The 19,638-nt window shown below is 54.6% G+C and carries 17 protein-coding genes; 7 read left to right on the top strand and 10 right to left on the bottom strand.

The features are described 5' to 3' along the window. Positions 1-136 (bottom strand): hypothetical protein (locus tag BK667_RS34080; RefSeq protein WP_375539186.1); only part of this gene is annotated, 136 nt, incomplete at its 3' end. Positions 137-316: 180 nt separating this feature from the next. Continuing rightward, a complete protein-coding gene (locus tag BK667_RS24900; protein WP_123599200.1) occupies positions 317-535 on the bottom strand; it encodes a hypothetical protein in 219 nt (72 codons plus the stop codon). A 230-nt stretch (positions 536-765) separates the two neighbouring features. On the opposite strand from BK667_RS24900, the gene BK667_RS24895 reads away from it, so the two are divergent. From BK667_RS24895 to BK667_RS33120, 3 genes are all read left to right on the top strand, one after another. Further along, positions 766-1,098: a hypothetical protein gene (locus tag BK667_RS24895; protein WP_123599199.1), complete on the top strand. Its 333-nt coding sequence runs from the start codon at positions 766-768 to the stop codon at positions 1,096-1,098. Positions 1,099-1,797: 699 nt separating this feature from the next. Then, complete coding sequence (locus BK667_RS24890) at positions 1,798-2,004, top strand: hypothetical protein (RefSeq protein WP_123599198.1); 207 nt, start codon at positions 1,798-1,800, stop codon at positions 2,002-2,004. 153 nt (positions 2,005-2,157) lie between these two features. After that, positions 2,158-2,487: a hypothetical protein gene (locus BK667_RS33120; RefSeq protein WP_148060158.1), complete on the top strand. Its 330-nt coding sequence runs from the start codon at positions 2,158-2,160 to the stop codon at positions 2,485-2,487. A 498-nt stretch (positions 2,488-2,985) separates the two neighbouring features. Here BK667_RS33120 and BK667_RS24885 read toward each other — a convergent pair whose 3' ends face one another. The 5 genes from BK667_RS24885 to BK667_RS24865 all read right to left on the bottom strand — a co-directional run bounded on the left by BK667_RS24885 (position 2,986) and on the right by BK667_RS24865 (position 11,575). Further along, complete coding sequence (locus tag BK667_RS24885) at positions 2,986-3,324, bottom strand: DUF7668 domain-containing protein (protein WP_123599197.1); 339 nt, start codon at positions 3,322-3,324, stop codon at positions 2,986-2,988. Continuing rightward, positions 3,321-8,159, bottom strand: a complete 4,839-nt coding sequence (locus BK667_RS24880) for an RHS repeat-associated core domain-containing protein (protein ID WP_259698183.1) — start codon at positions 8,157-8,159, stop codon at positions 3,321-3,323. The genes BK667_RS24885 and BK667_RS24880 overlap by 4 nt, the downstream gene beginning before the upstream one ends. Next, positions 8,156-8,896: a DUF4123 domain-containing protein gene (locus BK667_RS24875; protein WP_123599196.1), complete on the bottom strand. Its 741-nt coding sequence runs from the start codon at positions 8,894-8,896 to the stop codon at positions 8,156-8,158. Before BK667_RS24875 ends, BK667_RS24880 begins: the two co-directional genes overlap by 4 nt. Continuing rightward, positions 8,886-10,928: a type VI secretion system Vgr family protein gene (locus BK667_RS24870; protein ID WP_123599195.1), complete on the bottom strand. Its 2,043-nt coding sequence runs from the start codon at positions 10,926-10,928 to the stop codon at positions 8,886-8,888. Before BK667_RS24870 ends, BK667_RS24875 begins: the two co-directional genes overlap by 11 nt. Before the next feature lie 131 nt (positions 10,929-11,059). Next, positions 11,060-11,575 carry an Hcp family type VI secretion system effector gene (locus BK667_RS24865; protein ID WP_017338154.1) on the bottom strand — a complete coding sequence of 172 codons (516 nt, stop codon included), beginning with the start codon at positions 11,573-11,575 and terminating at the stop codon, positions 11,060-11,062. A 736-nt stretch (positions 11,576-12,311) separates the two neighbouring features. Here BK667_RS24865 and BK667_RS24860 point away from each other — a divergent pair. Both BK667_RS24860 and BK667_RS24855 read left to right on the top strand, forming a co-directional pair. Then, positions 12,312-12,536 carry a DUF2188 domain-containing protein gene (locus BK667_RS24860; RefSeq protein WP_123599194.1) on the top strand — a complete coding sequence of 75 codons (225 nt, stop codon included), beginning with the start codon at positions 12,312-12,314 and terminating at the stop codon, positions 12,534-12,536. A 60-nt stretch (positions 12,537-12,596) separates the two neighbouring features. Next, entirely contained in the window at positions 12,597-12,938 is a 342-nt protein-coding gene (locus BK667_RS24855; RefSeq protein ID WP_003364707.1) for a hypothetical protein, read from the top strand. 67 nt (positions 12,939-13,005) lie between these two features. Here the strand turns inward: BK667_RS24855 and BK667_RS24850 are convergent, their stop codons facing one another. After that, on the bottom strand, positions 13,006-14,049 hold the full coding sequence (locus tag BK667_RS24850) for a DUF4062 domain-containing protein (RefSeq protein ID WP_123599201.1): 1,044 nt from the start codon (positions 14,047-14,049) through the stop codon (positions 13,006-13,008). Positions 14,050-14,274: 225 nt separating this feature from the next. Next, positions 14,275-14,685, bottom strand: a complete 411-nt coding sequence (locus tag BK667_RS24845; protein WP_123599193.1) for a response regulator — start codon at positions 14,683-14,685, stop codon at positions 14,275-14,277. An 826-nt stretch (positions 14,686-15,511) separates the two neighbouring features. Here BK667_RS24845 and BK667_RS24840 point away from each other — a divergent pair. Further along, the gene (locus BK667_RS24840) at positions 15,512-17,521 is read left to right on the top strand and encodes a putative bifunctional diguanylate cyclase/phosphodiesterase (RefSeq protein ID WP_123599192.1); all 2,010 of its coding nucleotides are present in this window, start codon (positions 15,512-15,514) and stop codon (positions 17,519-17,521) included. Between the two features lie 219 nt (positions 17,522-17,740). Here BK667_RS24840 and BK667_RS24835 read toward each other — a convergent pair whose 3' ends face one another. Further along, positions 17,741-19,306 (bottom strand): methyl-accepting chemotaxis protein, encoded by a 1,566-nt coding sequence (locus BK667_RS24835; protein WP_123512773.1) that lies wholly within the window; start codon positions 19,304-19,306, stop codon positions 17,741-17,743. A gap of 196 nt (positions 19,307-19,502) precedes the next feature. Between BK667_RS24835 and BK667_RS33680 the strand changes: the two genes are divergently transcribed. Beyond that, positions 19,503-19,638: hypothetical protein (locus BK667_RS33680; RefSeq protein ID WP_259698184.1), on the top strand; the 136-nt coding region annotated here is incomplete at its 3' end.

Genomic DNA, 19,638 nt, shown 5'->3' with positions numbered 1-19,638 from the left:
CCAGATTGACCAGGTCGAGTTCGTCGACAAAGACGTCGACTACGCGCACCGGAATGGTATCGCTGACGTAGTCGTCGAGGCTCTCGGGAAGTAAGGTGCCTTGGCCTCGATGTTCACCTTGGATAAAGCGCTTCATGGGCGATCCTTGCGATGAAATCCTCAGAAATCATAGCAAGGGTTCGCGGAGGCGTCTTTACACACTCTGGGCCGATTGCTGCCCATCGTGAAGGTCTGCAATCGACCCATAGCCGCCAGTCAATGGTGTCTACAAAATCGGGAGGCATTCAAATCAGAAGGCAGTCTTGCGCTGAGTAATTTATGACTGGCGTATCCTCAAAATGGAATCTGTTATGGCTTGAGCATTGGTGTCTAGCGTTTCCATGGCCGACATCGCATTAGCGGCGACACTGCCTGCCCCATTTTCTGAGAGCCACTTGGTTATTTCTTCTATAGCTGCACTTAAGGCATGCTGGCTGTGGAGGAGCAATGTCAGAGCGTCCGCCGTGGCGATCTTGCAGTCTGAGTTATCTGGCATGGTGTTCGTCCTTGAGGAATAATGCCGGAAGCCTAGCTTATCTCTCTTTGGCTGATACTGGTCGACCGCTGCCCGCCATGATTGGCACATGGACAGATGCTGACGCTCGCCGGTATCTGCTCTGCTGGCCTTTGTCACTTCAGTGTCAGACCCAACGACGCTTTACTACAGAGTCCGGCCATCCTGATAGAATCGATCAGGTTATAGATAACACCCTTCTGAGAAATGGTATGAATACGGAATTGATGGAAGATGAGATGCGCCGGGCGCTATTCGGTAATTCTGAGCCCTCTCCGCCGGCAATTAACTCAGACGTGCAGGACACAGTCCCGGATGTTGTGATTGTGCAACCGGTGAAGGCAGCGAAGAAAAAGGCAGTCTCAAAAGGCTTCACTCCTAGGTTGAGAGTTACGCTCCGTGTGGGAAACGAATTTGAAGGCGAGATGCACGAGATGGTGCATGAGGCCGATACGCTGAGCTCCCTAGATGCAGAACAAGAAGCTACAAAGACGGCCAGAAAAAAATTCAGGTTTGTGGAAGTAGTCTCGGTCAAATCGATGTAAGTGGGTACTCTCACTTTTCGTCCGCGGGCATTAAGCCGCATTCAGTTACCGCGGGTCACGCAACAGATTCGTGTCGATTGAAGCCCCAAATATTAGGGGCGTTAGTCGTATCCCGGACTGGATTTAACACCATCACTCCATCCCACTCTCAATGTTTAACTGGTCGCCAACCCCAAGCCACATATCTGAAGTTGGCGACAGGAAAAAATTGGCCAAAAGCAGTCGCTTGTATGTGTCTAGAAAATCCTAGGCGATTCAAGTAAACGAGAAATACTGACTCGCACACGCCTATACTTAGCCCATAGCCGAAAAGTCATTACGGATGACGTTACAGAATCTTCGATCATAGACAGAACTTATAATAGGACGGGGTGCGATATTTAGATGAATGACAAACCTGCTGAACCGCCGAAACTACGACCAAAAAAACTTTCTCTAGATAATTTAATACCTGAAAAAAGTAGAGGTTAATACCTCATTGGGCCCAATGTACGTTCGACACGCTAATGTTGCGGATTTGAAGCATTTCTAAAGTAGTGATCCGATGGAATTAGGCAGGATTGCGGTACAAAATTAACCAGTCGAGCGCAGGACAAACGAGACTACTCCGATCTACCGGATAAAGTCGTCGACGCATTAATCGAGACGGATTTTTTAACAATTACCCCCGTAATAGCGAGAAAAAACGATTGGGGGCATTTGCTGGACGGCGCCGGATTGATTGAGCTTGGAGACGCCGTTAAGGTTGGAAAAGATCGAGAGGTTCAACGCCATGAAAAACGGCTCGATGAGATGCGTAAATCTATCGATAGCAGTTATGGCTTTCTTGGTAAAGGGGCTTTAGAAAAGCTTCAGGAACAGATGTTCGGGCTGGCAAATATGCGCAGAATCTATTTCTGCTTCTGACGCCCTAAGAGCTGCGATGGTTGCGGCGGAAGTTCACACTTCTTCTAGTACTTGGCAAGCGTCAGAGGCGTTGCTGTCGCCACTAAAAGACGACTCTATTAGTGGGCGCAGGACTTCTCAGACTCCTCCTATTTTCTGGCCCCAGAAGAAACAGTGCTTGGACGAGCAACTTTAGAAAGTGCTGAGAGTTCGCGTGAAACAAGTTTGCGAATTTATGCGCTTGCCGAGGTTGTTGGTGGTCTGAACCAAACAATTGTAGAGGATATTTTGCCGGCATGGATACAGAAAGCTGAGAGTGATCAGAAGCATGCTGAACTAGCATTCAAACAGGCAGGTAATAGCCTGGAATGGACAAAAAGGGCAGTCATCGCATCAGCAGTGATCTCTTTACTCGCGACATGGTGGCAGATTTCTGTTTCGCAAGACATCGATCATGAAAATTCTTTATCGCAAAAAACGACAGAGAACTTACTCCGAGAGTAGTTGATCGCGCAGCAAAAACAATACGAACAGCAAACGTTAGAAACGGTTCAAATGAAGCAGTTCATCGAGAGGCAATCAATCGAAGCGGAAAAGCTTCGAAAAACTCTTGAGTTAAAGCGGCCTGTTCCTAGCCATAAATGATATAGATCCTGGGTAGATTGTGAGCAACAGAGTTCATTCCAACATCCTTCGTAGTGGCCGAAAGCAATTCAGCAAGGATGTACTCCAGTATTGATCGGGAATTATCCGTGGCTGAATGCGCGATTGTTACTACCCGATCCTTGGCGATAACCGTAGATGCAATTGAGCCAAACCGGCCCGCCGATTGTCAGATCCGACAGCTGAGGCTCGATCCGACAATAAGGCTCTGGCTGATTTTGGCCAAATGGAACCAGTCGGACGCCTCTAATAAACCAGGGGCGATTCACTTCCTTTACCTAAAGATATTCATAGCGGTTAGAAAATCTCCCCACCGAGAAAAAATGCTCTACAGCTATTTCATAGAACACGGAGATCAGTCATTTGAAGCTTCGCTTTTGTTTCGTCATATATCAACTCAAGGGAAAGAGTCAGGTCGCTCATTCCTTCTTCCTCTGTCCACAGTGGTACATCCAGAGCTAAGCCAGAGCCATCGTTGTACTCATAAGTATCTATCTTCTCTACGAAAGACGCTGGAGGTAATACCAATGTATTACCGTACTCGGAGAGTCTCGCTTCAATATCATGTTTGTTGAGTCTGCCATACCAGTTTTTGGCAGAGATTTTATCAAAATCGCCATTAACGAGTGCGTAAATAAGATCAATTATTTCTAGTTCGAGATTCTTATCAATTTTCATTTTCGTCTGTTCCCTGGTATGCGAGTCGAAGTCTCCGGCTTAACATCAATAGCCTTGAAGTGCTCGTCAGCATTTCTGATCAAGGCCTTTGCATCATCTTTCTTAATTCCGGCTTTACGCAATGCTCTGAAAGCAATTCTGCGTTCGGCTTTATAACTCCCTCCGCCAGCTCGGCGTTGAGCTTGTGTTGCTTCGTAATGAGGAGTGCCTTTCTGCGTAGAGGGGCCTGGTAGTTGTACTGCTGGCGCTGCTTTTCGATCATACCCAGGTAAGTCGCGTACCGCAGCATCTTGGATGATGTGGTGCGCATCTTTTGCTTTCGCATCAGTCAGTTCTTTGTAGCTGCCGCTTACTACAGGAAGGCCGGGTTCACCCTCATTTACTTTCGTATTTGTTGCGGGATCTTCTATCGCATTTGGGGGCTTACACGCATCTCCACCCGGACAAATATCCAGGCCCAACGGATCCACCCACCCCGTAGGGTTAGGCACGTACTGATAGTTGTTCAACCCACCAGCGAGCTTAATCGGGTCCGGTGTCAAATACCGTCCGGTGTCCGGGTTGTAGTAGCGATGCCGGTTGTAATGTAAGCCCGTTTCCGCATCAAAGTATTGACCCTGGAAGCGTAGCGGGTTGTCGATTTCGGCAACGTCGAGTGCCGCAAGGTTGCCGTAGGCGCGGTATTTCGCCGACCACATGATCTCGCCGCTGTAGTCGGTGAGTTCTTGCGGGGTGCCCAGGTGGTCGAGTTGGTAGTAGAACGGCGTTGCTTTCAGCGGGCCTTCGCCGTCGAGCATTGCCAGCGGGCGGAAGCTGCCCGGTTCGTATATGTAGGTGCGATAGCGGTTGTCGGCGCTTTCGGCGATCAGGCGTTCACCTTGCCACAGGAATTCCGTGGTGCTGCCGTCGACGGTTTTTTCGATACGGCGGCCGAAGGCGTCGTACTTGTAGCTTGCGATGCTGCCGCCGGGCAGGCTGACGCCGATCAAGCGGTGTTGGCAGTCGTAGCGGTATTCGGTGACGAGTTTCTGTCCGGTGCCACGGCGTTCGCGGCACAGGTTGCCGTAGGCATCGTAATCGTAGTGGCGGTCGCCCTGCATCAGCAGACGATTGCCTTTGACGTTGGCCAGGTTCGCGGTTGCCTGATCGCCTTGTCCCAGCAAGTTGCCGGCGGGGTCGTGGGCGAAGCTTTCCGGGGTGCTGCCACGGACGTTGATCAGGCGGTCGAGCGGGTCGTAGTGGTAGCTGCGGTTGCCTTTACGGGTGTCGTCGATGCCGGCGAGGTTGCCATTGGCATCGTAGGCGTAGCGACGCTGGAACAGGTTGCGATCCTGCTGGCTAACGCTGTGGGCTTGCAGGCGACCTTGTTCGTCGTACTGGTATTGGCTGAGCAGCAGACCTTGTTGGCGCTGTTGTTCGCGGCCGGCGTTAAATTGGTGGGTGGTCAGGCGCGAGCCGTTAAGGTCGATGCTGCTCAACTGCCCGCCGCGCTGGTGGCGATAATCAAGCTTGCTGCCGTCCGGGAGACGGCAGTGTTTCAACTGGCCGACGGTGTCGTACTCGTAACGCGTAGTGCCCCAACCTTGGTGCTCGGTGATCAGACGGTCTTGCAGGTCGTATTCGTACGCCAGTGGCCAGTTACCGTCGTCGACATTCACGAGACGGCCAAGCGCGTCGTAGCTGTAGTGAATCTCTTCACCATCAGCCAGGGTTTTCACCAACAAACGGCCAGCGGCGTCGCGCTGGTATTCAGTGGCCAACTCGCTGCCGTCATCGCCGAATTCGGTTTTCTTCAGCAACTGGCCGTTGAGGTCGTATTCATAAGCGGTGCGACGACCGTCGAACCCGGTTTCCTGCTGGATCAGGCCGTTGGCGTAATAATCGAGGTGGTAATGCTCGCCACGTTCGTTTTCGATCTCGGTGAGCAACAATCTCGAGTTGTCGTAGCGATAGCGCAGTTGGCTGCCATCCGGATTGATACGACGGCTGACCAAGTGCAGGTTGTCGGCATATTCGTAGCGGGTGACTCGGCCCAACTCATCGCGCTCGGCGGTGACGCGGCCGTATGGGTTGTAAGTGAACGCGCGCGTAGCACCACCGGGCAGGGTGATTTGCGCGAGCCGGTTAGCAGCATCCCATTGGTATTGGGTGATTGCGCCGTTTTCGTCCTGACGGGTGATCTGCCGGCCCAACGCGTCGTAGCGGTACTTGCGCTGGCCACCATCGGGCAACTGTTCTTCGAGGAGTTGACCGAGATTGTTCCAGCCCAGTTGATGACGACTGCCATCCGGATGACGGATTTCTAGAAGTCGGCCCTGGCGGTCATAGTTGTAGTGGGTTGAATTACCATCCGGGTCGACTTGTTCGGTGATGTCGCCTTGGTCGTTGCGCCAATATATCCACTTCGCTGGGCCACGATTCACCACCCGGACGTAGCCGTGGTAATACTCGTAGGAGGTCGGGGCGTCTTCCGGTGGTATGACCGCAACCAGACGGCCTGCTTCGTTGTATTGGTATTCGGTGACGGCGCCAAGTGGATCTTTCTCGGCGATCAGGCGGCCCTTGTCGTCGTAGGCCTTGAGGTGCTCTGCACCGTCCGGATCAACCTTGGCGACCAGTCGAGCCTTATCGTCGTGGGTGTAGACCTCTTCGCTGCCGTCAGCATTGGTAACCGTGACGCTGCCTTTGTCATCCCAGACGTAATGCGCGTCCATCTGCGAGAAGCTTGCCCAGTGATGGATGCAGCGCGCCGATTTACCTTCTTTTTCCCATTTCCAGTAGAAACTGGCGCCGCCAGCGAGTTGCCGCTCAAGAATGACGTTCTGGTCGTTGTAGGCATAACGCTCGGCTTCGCCGGCGGCGTTTTTGGCTTCGATCAGGCGGTGCTGGGTGTCGTAACTGTAGGTGACTAGGGTCTGGATGGTGATCCAGGCGTCTTCCAGATTGTCAGCCGGGATGAACTGCTGATAGTCGATGGCGACGATGTGCTTGCGGTCGTAACGTACGAGCAGGGCACGACCGGCGCCGTTATCGACACGTTTGATGCGCCCGTGAATGTCACGGGTGATGTGAAGTCGATTGCCGTAGTTGTCGCTGAGGGCGATCAGCGTGGCGCCCTTGCTGTCGTAGCGGAAGTGGTAGAACTGAGTGCGTTCTCCGGCCTGGGTAAGGATCAGTTCAGAGAGGTCATCACCAAGGAAAATCGCTGCTTCCGACAGGCTGTTGGTGATCGCCGGACGCTGCACACTCGGTAACGGGAACGTGGTGATACGGTTTTCGTGGTCGGTCCAGATCACCTCTTCATCTTTTATGTCTACCCGCTGGGCAAGTGCATGGCTCCAGCCGTAACCGAGGCCGCAATCAATTTCCGCAGCGCTGGTACGGTAAAGTCGAGTCCACTCGAAAGGTAGCAGTCCGCCGAGTTCACAATCGGTCAGCGTCAGCAGCTCTTCGCCGGTGACCATCGATACTGGACAGCCGTTAGTGCAGGTTTTCTTGGCGCAGGTTGAGCTTTTTTCGTCGGGCGTTTTTGACTGGGCCGGAGCATCGCTGACCTTTTCCTTCGGCTCCAGGACGAATTGTTTTTCTGCTTTTTTTCGAGCAAAGGCGGAGGCGTTTTTTTCCAGCTGTGTTGGGGTGTCGCTGGTGATCGGCAAAGGACCTTTTGCTCTTGCAGCGGTGGCTTGCTCGATTTTCAATGCGGCCTTTTTGGCGGCATCCATCGGTACGCCTTGCGCACTGGCCAACAGTGGTTTCACGGTTTCGCCGTGAGCCTTCAAGGCGTGACCCTTACTCGCGGCCAAGAGTTTTTCCGCGAGCCCCTCAAGCATTTTTACCGCGGTGCCAGAGTTGACCTTGGCCAAAGTTTTTGTGCCAACACGAATCGCCAGTCCCAGGCCGCCAGATAAACAGATACCCAGCACCACGTTGATCAGAAAGGAAGTGCCGATGGCCGTTATCACTTCCACGCAGACTTGCGGCGGCAGCATGCCAACCCACGCAATAATGGCTGAGAGGTAAACGAACATCAGCGGTTCGTCGCTGAGAATCAGCAGTCCGGTCGCAATGGCTTCTTTCGATGCTGAGTAGAGTTTGTCGATTTCTTCCTGTTCCAGGTATTGAAGAAGTTTTTTTACATTTTTGAAGGGGTCGGCTAATAGCTCAAACAGGCTTTTAATGTCATCCCACAGACCTAAAAGCGCTTTCTCAAGACTATCGAGCGCAGACTGCACCAATATCATCGAGCGACCCGCCCGGTCTGTCGCCGAGTAGCTCGCCCACTGCGGCTGGAACTTACTCGACCACTCGCTTTTCAACCAGCCGTCAAGATTGCCGATGACACCCTGGTATGAGTCGTACAACGCCTTGACGTTGCTTTCAGAAACGTTGGGAAAAAAGGTGATGCGGTACATCTGACCCGGCTTGCAGCCCTTGATAACTTCAATGCCGCTTGGGCCGATATTCGCAGGAATCACCGGGCCGACAACGTCGTATCCGCCGAACATCGCTTTTTTGACGGGTTCGAGCTTGACCGGTGTATTGCCGATGGGCACGTACCGCGCGCTTTCAAACATATGGATCAGGGTGAAATCGCCCATCAACGGGCAGGTGGCAAAGGTTTCAACCGGCCCTGTCTTGGTCTTGCGCTCAGTAACGCTGACTTCGTTGCCGACCTTGAACTTCTGATCGACATCCATTGCCCAGCCAGTCCAGAAACCGTCGGCCCAGGTCTTGTATTCGGTTAGGCAATTATTGAAGTCCTTGAGAATCAGGCTCACGTCCGGGGTTTTGGCGTCCAGCACGCGCAGGACCAAATTACCAATGGGATCAATCATGACGTGACTTCCTTTGTCAGCTCAGCAGCCAGACGCTCTGCCATATCTTCTGTGTTGGATTGTTGGCGTACGAAGCGCTCAACCTTGTGGCGCAGATTTCTTTCGGGGAAGGCGAAGAACAGTTCCGGGCAGTCCTCTCCTAACCACTGCATCAAGTTTTCGACGACGGTGGTGTGGTCTTTCTCGGCCAGCGTGTCAACTAATGCCTGCGGCACTTCCCACCACGGCCACTTCTTTGCCGATGGAACTCCCCTCGGTCCCACGTCCAGTTTCTGGCCGTTAATCAAGTAGCGGTCGAACACCGGTAAAACTTCACCAGCCCCGGCACCGAGCCCTTCAAGGATCGGAAAGATATGTCGTCCATCCCAGAACCGAAAAAACACCTCGGTGCCGTCAGGCATGAACACCTGAGTCAAACTGCGAAGGTGTTCGAACACCACGTCCGGAGCGCTGGTGGACACCGCCAGCCAACCCCAGTCCTGGGCGTCGGTTTCGGCAATCCACTGAAGAAAACCGGCGTTGGGTTTCAATTCGGCAAGGTAGGGCATGACGGGCTGCCAATCGGCGTAGGGCGTACCGCTCCAGATAGGCTTCAGTTCTGGAGCCATGTCTTGCTGGTAGAACGCTTTGAGCGCTTCGGCATCACTGGCGGCGCTGACAATCAAGTAGAGACGTTCGCCTGTCTGCAAAGGACGTTCAGCCAGCCACGCCTGCGGGGTCAAAAGATCAGATCGCACAAGCACCTGCCTTGCATTTCTCACACTCTTCACAAAACGGCGCATTGCGCTTCAACGTATTGATCTGCGCCGGGGTCAAAACCTGGCCAGCGGTGTCGGCATCGGCCTGTTTCAGCACGCCGGGCATCAGCGGTGCTGCGCCAGTGCCGTTGCCGGGGCTGCCGCCGGAGTTCATGTTGATCACCGGCCCGCTCAGCGTCACGCCGCTGCCGTCGATCTTGATGAAGCTGCCGCCGCCCTTGAGGGTCAGTTCGCTGCCGGCTTCGAGCACGACTTTCATGCCGCTGCTCAGGTGGATTTCCTGGCCGGCTTCGATGAATTGGCCGGTGCCGACTTTGATGTGCTGGTTGACGCCGACGGTGAGGTGGTCGTTGGCGCGGGTTTCGACTTTGCGGTCGGCGTAGACGGTGTGGTGTTCTTCGGCCTTGAATTCGCTGTAGCTGTTTTGCTCGACGGTGTCGTGGCGTTCGTTGCCGACGCGGATTTTCTGGTCGTGTTCGACGTTTTCGTCCCAGTCGCGCTGGGCGTGCAGGAAGATTTGTTCCTGGCCCTTTTTGTCTTCGATGCGCAGTTCGTTATAGCCGCCGCCACCCTTGGAGCTCAGGGTCTTGAAGGTGCTGCGGGTTTTGTTCGCCGGCAGGTCGTACGGGACGACGTTTTCCTTGTGGTACAGGCAGCCGCTGATCAGCGGTTGGTCGGGGTCGCCCTCAAGAAACGTGACCAGTACTTCCATGCCGATGCGCGGGATGGCGATGCCGCCGTAGTGGGCGCCGGCCCAGGCGGAGGAGACGCGCAGCCAGCAACTGGTCTTGTCGTCGGCCTGGCCTTCACGGTCCCAGTGGAATTGCACTTTGACGCGGCCGTACTGGTCGCAGTGGATTTCTTCACCTTTGGGACCGGTGACCACGGCGCTCTGGCTGCCGAGGATTCGCGGTTTGGGGTGGTTCAGCGGCGGGCGGTTCGGCACGTCCCAGGGCGTGGCCTGGAAGCGGTTGCGATAGCCTTGATGGAAGTCATCCTTCAACGCGGTGGTGTTGCTGGTCACCGATTCTTCCAACACTTGCGGCTGTTTGCCTTCGTGGAGGATTTCGGTGAGCAGCCACAGGTCGTTCCATTTGGCTTTCGGGTGTTGGGTCAGGGCCAGGAAGTGGCCGCTGACCAGGATCGGCTGGTCGCTGCGGCCTTCGGCCAACTGGAAGTCGCTGCGATGACGTTCGAGGGCGCGTTTGGCCAGATGCTTGCCGCGTTCGCGGTCGATGAAACGACCGGGGTAGTCGTAGTCTTCGAGGTCGGGCAGGGCGTCGCCACGGTTTTCGCTTTCGAGGGTGATGCGCGGTTTTTCGAAGTCGTAGTCGCGGCGGGTGGTGCGGCTGGTGCGGGTTTCCAGGCGCAGGTCGAAGCGTTTGATCACCGGGTCGGTGGCGACCATGCCGGAGTCTTGCTGATAGGCCACTGGCGCCAGTTTCGGGAACACCGTCTGGTCATCGCCGAACACCAGTTTGTGGGCCGTGGCGCTGTGCTGGAAGTGGTAGTGAATACCTTCTTCCTCGCACAGGCGCTGGATGAACTGCAGGTCCGATTCATCGTATTGAACGCAGTAGATACGCTCGGGATAAATCGCTCCTACTTTGAATTCGTAGGAATTGCTTTGGATGCCGTGTTCTTCGAGGACCATGCCGACAATTTTCGGCACGCTGAGGTTCTGGAAGATGCGTTGGTTGATGCGGTGCGCCAGGTAGGACAGTTGCGGGCGCAGGGTCACCGCGTAGCGGGTCAGGCGTTTGCCGGAATCACCCTGGGCGGCGCGATAGATCTGGCCATGAATGCCGCTGCCGTCAGGCGAGAGCTGCAAAAAGGCCGGTTTGTGCAGCAAGGTTTCGAGGTCCAGGGACGGCTGTTCACTGACCAGATCCACCTCAAACACAAAAGGCTGGCTGATGGCTTCCCGACCTTGCAGGGCAAGCACCTGGAGATCGTTATCCAGACCTTCGATAGTCAGGGCAAAGTGAGTCTGATTGGCCGGCGCGAACATCCCTTGTTCCTCGTGCAGTGCTGCGGCGTACGCGGCACCCGGGCAGGGCGCTGGCGGACGCTAGAATTCTTGAAGTGCGCAAACAACATCGACCAGCAGAGCTGGCCGATGCGTGAAGCGTTCAGCCGCGATTAAGCGACTGGCTGACGCCAGTCATCGGAACCCGAAGTACCGGATACTTCGTGGGTCCAGGTGATTTTGCGGTAGGTGAACTGTACTTCTTCCAGGTGCGTGAAGTGGGAGTTCGACGGATCCTGGCAGTTGTGCATTTTGTTGTTGATGGCGACGATGATCGCGTCTTCCAGTTTGGTGGTGTAGTAGTGCTCTTGGGTACCCTGAGCAGAAGTACGGAACCACTGGATAACGATTTCGCTCATGCGCTCGCCGGAAGTCAGGGCCGCTTGCAGCAGTGGCGAAGACTTGTCGTAGACCTTGGTGATCACGACTGGCTTGTGGACGCGCTGACCGGTCGGTTGGCCGGATTGCGGGTCACGCGGGATGATTACGTCGTGGTTGAAAGCCTGAACCATGACCTGGTCTTCGTGACCTTCCTGGTAGGTGTTGCCAACCGAGTCGGCAGTGAACGCGCCGGCAGTGATCAGACCTTGTTTTTCGCCAGTGACGGACATGTACGCTGGTGTAGCCATGGATGTGCTCCTTGCTAAATAAATGAGGGTGCCCGGGAGGCGAAATCGCCCGGTGGGTGCCTAATACTTATCAAGGTCCGTACCAGAAAAATTGAGGACCAATCAAACCGGGGGGATGGCCGAGCTTTTTCAATGGCTTGGGTGCGTTTGGAGGGAAAACACCCCATAAAGTGCGCAACTTCTTGCGCAGTACTGCGCAACTTCTTGCGCACTTGGCTGGAGGCCACGGCGGGCTTGGCGCTTAGCGAGATTGGAGGGCGTTTTCGCAAAATAAGTGCGCAACTTCTTGCGCATAATGGCGTTGCGATACCAAGTGTGTCTCTCGAAAAAGTGCCTGTAGTTGTAAGCAACTGGTCGCTGATATTCGTTTCTTGCTGGAAATTAACCACGCTCTAAAAAGAAGGGCTGATCGTCCGCTTTCGGCCAAAAGCAGACTGTCCTCCAGCGGCGGAAGTCCAAAAGCCTGTCGACCACCTTGGCGTAGATTTCTGCATTTCATAAGCCCAAAGGCTAGCTAGCCTGATCATCCTTTTTCATGGATATAGTAGAGGAGCAGCCGCGTCGCGAACCGGCAAGGCACTTCTGCTTCAGCACGTAAGCTTGAGCAAGACAGGCCGATTTGCTGAGGCAAAGCACAACATACATGCACTTCCAGTCGATCTAGCACTACATGTTGTATTTTTCCGTTTCGATGCTACCTTCTACTAGGCAGGCAACTCACTAGTAGAGGTGTTCCATGGCAGGCAAAAATCAGCACGTCGTGAAACGTGATGAAGGCTGGGCGATTCGGGGTGAGGGCAATACTAAAGACACCTCCCACCATCGGACTCAAAAGGAAGCTGCTGACGCGGCTCGTCAGATAGCTCAAAACCAAAAAAGCGAGGTGCTCATCCACGGCCGGGACAACCTGATCCGTGAACGTGACTCCTATGGCAACGACCCCCATCCTCCCAAGGGCTGATTACGACCTCACAGCGCCTCCGGAAGGAGGCGCATTCTGGGCTTCAATAAGGTATTCGGTATGAAGATCGTAACGGTGGTTCACGTGCACCTGAATCGAATCGGCTCTACCCGTGGCGGGTTTGGAAGTCATAAGCGACTGACCACCTATGCAGAAGCATCGGATGCAGAAATCGAAACCCTTCGAGATCTAGTGATTTCGATTGCCGAACAAAATGGTGAGGCACCTGGGTCTCTGAACGACCTTCGCCATGAACGGCAAAGCGGCCACCCTCCCCAGGTTAAGGTCTTCAACATTCATGCGCCCAGCACTTCATTCAGCGAGCCCTATGCATATTGCGAAGCCTTTCCAGCACTCAAGGCTGACAACCGGATTTTCAAGCTAGAAGAACTGCCAAGCTGAGACACGAAGGGTTCGGAGGGGGCATTGTTGCTTATCCCCCTTCCGCCTGCTGGCCACGCTCAATTCTTTAGGAAAGCTTGCGCCCGATTCGGAATAAAGCGTCTTCCAGCCACTGGTTGAAAACGCCCTGTGATGCTGGAATCAGCAGTTTTCTTACCTCAATATTTTTCTCACTGCGGTGCGGCATGGACATCGACGATGCAGGGGTGGTTGGCGGCTCTGCGTAGACTTGGTGAGAAATTCCGTAGATCCCCAGCTGGAACCAGCCTCCCTTACCTCGGCTAATCAAACTAAAAGCTTCTTCCGCAAAGCGTTTTAGCCGACTGGGCGAGATGTAATAGGAGGCAAAATATTCGCCGCCCTTTCCTGGGGCTGCCAGAGGAATAGAGAGCCAGCTCATCCCATTATCGTGATGCCGCCAAGAGGCCTCCTCCGCATCTAGGCCGGTGATGTCTCCCTCGTTAAATGACTTGTAACCACCCTTGATAGAAACCAAGCCCGCCTGAGAAAGCTTGAGGAAGAATTCATCATGCTGGGTGTGCATGGAACGCAACGTACCCGAGAGAATGGGCTGCGGCAGAAACACGAGCTCTAGGCGATCTTCACGAGGCCGGCTATTCCAATTTCGGCTGTAGCTACGATTCTGCAGGTGCTGAACGAACTCCTGTTCGGAAATAGCGCTGCGACTGGCTGCAAGTTGGCTTAGCCCCTGAATGATTTTGTCTGAGAGATCGCGATCACCTGTGAAGGTGGAACGGAAAAGGCCGTCGACGTAATCGGAAACCTCCCAGTGAAAGCGCTTTTGATCATCCTCGACCGGAACCTCTTCCAGAAAAGCCAAGATGGGTTTATTGGCAGCTTTGGCGCGATGGAACTCCTGCTGAGTGACGGACTCACCTGTGTGGGTTTTGAAGCCGAAGTCCGCGCCAAGAATCAGCACCACTACGTCGGCCTGATCAACCTCAGTCATGCATGCGACTTCAGAGGAATAGGGTCTTGCACCAAAATCCTCACACATCACTGGGGTGTGCCCCAACAGCGAAATTGCTTTTTTGGCGGCCGCACGATAGTGCTCAAAATTACGTACTACAGAGCTGATAAACACGTTCATAGCAGTCCCCATCACTAATAGGCCACATCCGTTTCGCCTCATCATACCGGCCGCTTTACTCGAAGTGACAGCTGCCGAAAAAGTCTAGCCGCTGAATAGCCCCCCGATTTCGTAGATACTGACTGCTTTAGGCCGTTTTCTGCCTCTCACGACCAGCTGAAAAGGACCCAAAGCAGACGCTCAAGAAAAAGAGTCATCCAAGACAAATGATACAAATTCTGTTGCTTAAATCTTGGAGATGGGATCACCAGGTTGAAGCAGCGACGCTACTGCCGTCACCAGCTCATCCATTGACCACGGCTTGTGCAGGTAGGTGGTTGAGGACGGTATTGTTGAGTGGGCCAGTTCGTAGCCAGATGTGAGAACGGCCGCGGTCGAAGGCCATTTCGATTTAACCATCTCAATGAATTCTGCGCCGCTGAGCTGGCCAGGTAGGCCATGATCAACGACTAACAATGGACAGCCGTTGGGCGTTCCCAGTAAGTAGGTCAACGCATCATCGGCAGAGTCGAAATCTACGGAGCGGATGCCGATCTCGGCCAGTATGGTCACCATCAATATTCTCAGCATGGGGTCGTCTTCAACCACGAGTGTCCAACCACTCAGTGGCAAGAGTTTTTCCCATGTTTCCTTCACGCTCGGTCCTTTTTCATATACCACCATAAGCAGTGATGGCGTTTGTCCAAGTGTAAGTACTTTTTGTCCAAAGCGATCCCTGAAAAAGCGACTGACAGGACGAATCGGAAGAGGCAAGTCGAGGCAGATGAGGGATCCCCTCCCTGGGAACTCAGCACCTGATGGAGGGACAGTCCCCCGCTATTGGGGAATTGTCCCCCTCAGACAATAGAAGTCTAGCGCTGCGAAGTGGCCGTTTTAAAACCATGCCATGAGGCCTGGAGCTGGCGTTGACTACTGGCTTGGTTATTGCGAGGAGGCTAGAACACTACATTCGTTGAATCATTAAAGCCGGAGATTAGCGCCTTGTGGAAGAATTCTCTGCTTCTCGGCATCACTTGGAGAGTTGTGATCCTTGCATTCGGTTTGGTTGTGAGCATTATCATTGTCCAGTGGCAACTAACATGAACAATCGACTCAAAACAACCGTGGAGTCCTCCGCGTCGTAAAGCAAGTACGGCAATAATAACCGTGCGGAAGGCCTTTTTCGGCCGATTTCTGACCATCGCGAGGGGAAAATACGACACAGAGCGGTCTGCCAGTGGTTACGGCTTTAGTGCAATAGACGTTACGGTTTGCACATGACACGGTACGGAGAAGGATTGATAAGTACATTTATATTTAAGTCGTTTGCAGCCTAAACGATTTATCACTTTCTGATGCACCGCATCAACGCTATGCAGTCATTATAAGAATAGGTAAAGTTAATTTCGTTTTCGACTAAGCTTAAGTTTTGGCGCACACGGCCCAAATAGAATGGAATCACCACGTCTACAGGAGGTAGCGTATGAGCAATTTGCCGCCAGCGAGTCCTGAACATCCTGAAGCCTTTGGACCACCGATCGCCGTACCCGCGGTAATGCGCTGGCTCAAGACAATACCCAGCAGGTGGGCGCGCCATGGTCTGGTCGCTGTACTGCTGGCAATCAGCGTCTTTGCGGTGTGGTCTACCATTACCACTGGACGCTTAGGGCAGGAAGCCATTGCTTCTAGTTTACTGTCAGACGACTACACCTCGGCGGCATTTGCAGTCACTGAAGCAGAATCTCTGGAGCGTAAATATCGACTGGAGCCCGGCCCGGAGGTGCGTCGCCGTTACGACGAGGTCGTGACGGAGCTAATGTCTGCGCTCGATCGTGTTCATCAATCCGGATCACTCCAGGACCGGACCCTTGTCGAGTATGTTCGCACGTCACAGCAGCCCTATCTAGAAAGTATCAATCGGATGTTCGACGCAGTCGATCGTGGCGAGACCGCAGAGGTGCTCCGGATCGACAATGACGAAGTTGACCCGCGGTTCGAAATTATTGAGCAAACAGTTTCGCAGGCATCAGCCAATCATCACAGAGTATCGATTCAGTCGCTGAAGAAACTGCGCGCACGGGAGTCCTTCAACGCCAATACGACCCCCATTGTTTTTATTGCCGGGCTCCTCCTCGTAGGCCTGTTCGCCAATGTACTACGGCGCACTCGTATCGAACTCGACAGTCAACGCAAGGACGCCTTACACGCTTCGCTGCACGACAAGCTCACCGGACTGCCCAACCGAACCCTCCTAGCTGACCGTTTCGAGCAGGCTATGCGCCTGGGACGCCGCCAGGATTCAACCACGGGCCTGTTGCTGATCGATCTTGACCGATTCAAGGAAGTCAACGACACCCTGGGGCACCACTACGGGGACTGTCTGCTCGACCAGGTCGGAAAGAGGCTGATCAATGAAGCACGGGAGATCGACACGGTCGCCCGATTGGGCGGTGATGAGTTTGCGATTTTGCTTCCCTCCGTCGAAGGCCTGGATGGGGCGTTGAAAGCGGCGCAACGGCTGCACACCGCGATTACCGCGGCGTTCGAAATCGACGGGGTCGAACTAGATGTCGAGGCCAGCTTCGGGGTCGTGGTGTCGGGTCTGCACGGTGACGATCCTTCGACGCTCATGCAGCGTGCCGACATCGCCATGTATGCGGCCAAGAAGCAGGGCAAGGGCATACTCGCCTACGACCCGGAAGCGGATCGGCGCTCTCCGGAACGCCTGGCAATGCTTGGCGAACTGCGGCGAGGACTGGAACGCGGTGAATTGTTCCTGGAATACCAGCCCAAGGTTAGCCTGAGCACAGGAGAAGTCACTGGCGTCGAGGCGTTGGTGCGCTGGCAGCACCCGGTGCGCGGTCTCGTGCGTCCGGATGAGTTCATTCCGTTTGCCGAACTCACCGGGATCATCGGCTCCCTGACTCAATACGTGCTGAACCTCGCTCTGTCTCAGGTGCGAGCATGGGTCGACGTCGGGATACGCATACCGGTTGCCGTGAACATTTCTGCACGTAACCTGCTGGACGATAAGCTGGTGTTTCAGATCGTCGATCTGCTCGAGCACCACCAACTGACCCCGAACATGCTAATGCTCGAAGTGACCGAGTCCGCCATCATGCTCGATTCCTATGCTGCTCGTACCATCCTGAGGCAGTTACATTCAATGGGCATCCACATCGCCATCGATGATTTCGGCGTCGGCTATACAAGTCTGGCCCAGTTGAAGGATCTGCCCATCAGCGAACTCAAGATCGACAAATCCTTTGTACTGGCCATGCAAAGCGATCAGGCCAACGAGCTAATCGTACGAAGCGTCGTCGATCTAGGTCATAATCTTGGAATGGCGGTCATCGCCGAAGGCGTAGAAACAGCCGAGTTGCTCAATGCGCTCGGCGGTTACCACTGCGACATGGCCCAGGGTTTTCATGTGTGCCGACCGATAAGCGCCGAAGCGTTCAAGCTGTGGTATGAAGAGCGAGAGCGCAAGTAGCTTGATCACGCCTCACCATTAGCATTCTCGCAGATTGGCCTGTCACGTCCGATGCATCCGACGACTCTTAAACCGTAAACACAGGTCACTGTTCGTTATTGGCCAGAGTTTGCTTATGGCGAAGGGCTGCAGTTGCTCCCCCCGCCGCACCGTCAGATGTGATTAGCGCTTGGAATTCATAGCCCCATAGCGCGGGCTTTTTTAAAGAAAACTGATGGGTTATCGGTTAAATCTCTCCACCAGTGAGTACTGAGTTTTAGCAGTCTGGGTCAGTTCCTTGCTCAGCTCTGCCGAATGCCTGGCCTGTTCAGACGTCTGATCCGCCAGGTTGGCAATGGTCGTGATATTGCGGCTGATTTCCTCGGCCACAGCGGTTTGCTCTTCCGTCGCAGCGGCAATCTGGGTGGTCATGTCCGTGATGTTCGCCACCGCTTCACTGATCCCTACCAATGCTTTATCTGCCTCAAGCACCCACGCAACGCCTTCTTCGGCCTGGCGATGACCACTTTCCATGATTTTCACCGCATTGTTGGACGAGACCTGCAGCTTGGAAATAAGCCCATGGATTTGCGTCGTGGACTCCGTCGTGCGCTGCGCCAACTGGCGCACTTCATCCGCGACCACCGCAAAACCTCGACCCATATCTCCCGCCCGCGCGGCTTCGATGGCGGCGTTCAGCGCCAGCAGGTTGGTCTGGTCGGCAATGCCCTTGATTACATCGACCACCGTGCCGATTTCATTGCTGTCCTTGGCCAGTTGCGCCACTGTCAGCCCGGTTTCACCGACCACTACCGAGAGGCGCTGAATGGCTTCGCGGGTGTCCCGGGCCACGTCGCGTCCACGTCCGGTCAACACATTTGCTTCCTGAGTAGCGTCGGCGGTGCGCTGGACGTGGCTGGCGACTTCCTGTGTGGTGGCTGCCATCTGATTGACCGCTGCCGACACCTGCTCGGTCTCGACCCGTTGGCGGTCTAACCCGCGGGAACTGTCGGTGGCGAGGCTGTCGGATCGGCCGGCCAGGCCAGTCAGTTGTTCAGCCGTATCCTGCAGCCGGGTGAGGCACGTCTTGAGCCGGGAGGCCTGGCTGATAAACGCCGTTTCAAGGCGTGCATGAGGACCACGTTCGTCGCTGTACATTTTGGCCAGCAACGCGTCGCAGGTTGAAGCTTCAGCCACTTCCAGCAGGTGCAGCGCGCCGCGGTTTTGCCGACTCGACACCCACAGCCCAAGCGGCACCGATACCCCGACCGCCAAGAGGATTGCCTGCGACATGCCGAGGAACACGCCGCCCAATGCACCTACCATGCCCATGGTCAACACTGGCAGCCAGGCGAGCAGGGCGGGTTGCCATTGATCACTGACCGGGACGGCCGACTTGCCCAGGCTGATGCGTTTATAAAGGGCCTCGGCGCGACGGATTTGCTCGGCCGTCGGCTTTACCCTGACCGATTCATAGCCGACAACCTCACGCCCCTCGAAAATCGGCGTGACGTAGGCGTTGACCCAGTAGTGGTCGCCGGTTTTCGAGCGATTCTTGACGATGCCCATCCACGGCTTGCCAAGCTTGAGCGCGCCCCACATATGGGCAAAGACGGCGGAGGGCACGTCAGGGTGACGAACGATGTTCTGAGGCGCGCCGATCAGGTCGGACTTATTGAAACCGCTGATCTCGACGAAGGCGTCATTGCAGTACGTAATGACGCCCCGCGCATCCGTTGTCGAGATGAGTTTTTGTTGAGGCCCAAGGGCAACCTCGCGCTGCGTAACCGGTTGGTTGTTTCTCATCTGTATTGCTCCTATGCCTCTAAGGTAGAGGCATCGGCTGCAACATGAGAAAGGTGAATGAGTTATTCCAAACGGGCAGGTTATACGTCTGAAAGAAGGTGTGGATCCATAAAGGCTGCTTCCGGCCCAGAGTGTGTAAAAACGCCTCCGCGAACCCTTGCTATGATTTCTGAGGATTTCATCGCAAGGATCGCCCATGAAGCGCTTTATCCAAGGTGAACATCGAGGCAAAGGCACCTTACTTCCCGAGAGCCTCGACGACTACGTCAGCGATACCAATCCGGTGCGCGTAGTCGACGTCTTTGTCGACGAACTCGACCTGGTCAATCTGG

The sequence above is a fragment of the Pseudomonas frederiksbergensis genome, from assembly GCF_003732705.1.
Classification (GTDB): Bacteria; Pseudomonadota; Gammaproteobacteria; order Pseudomonadales; family Pseudomonadaceae; genus Aquipseudomonas; species Aquipseudomonas frederiksbergensis_F.
Note: the sequence above shows the minus strand (reverse complement) of the source record. Positions and strands in the feature narration are given on the sequence as shown.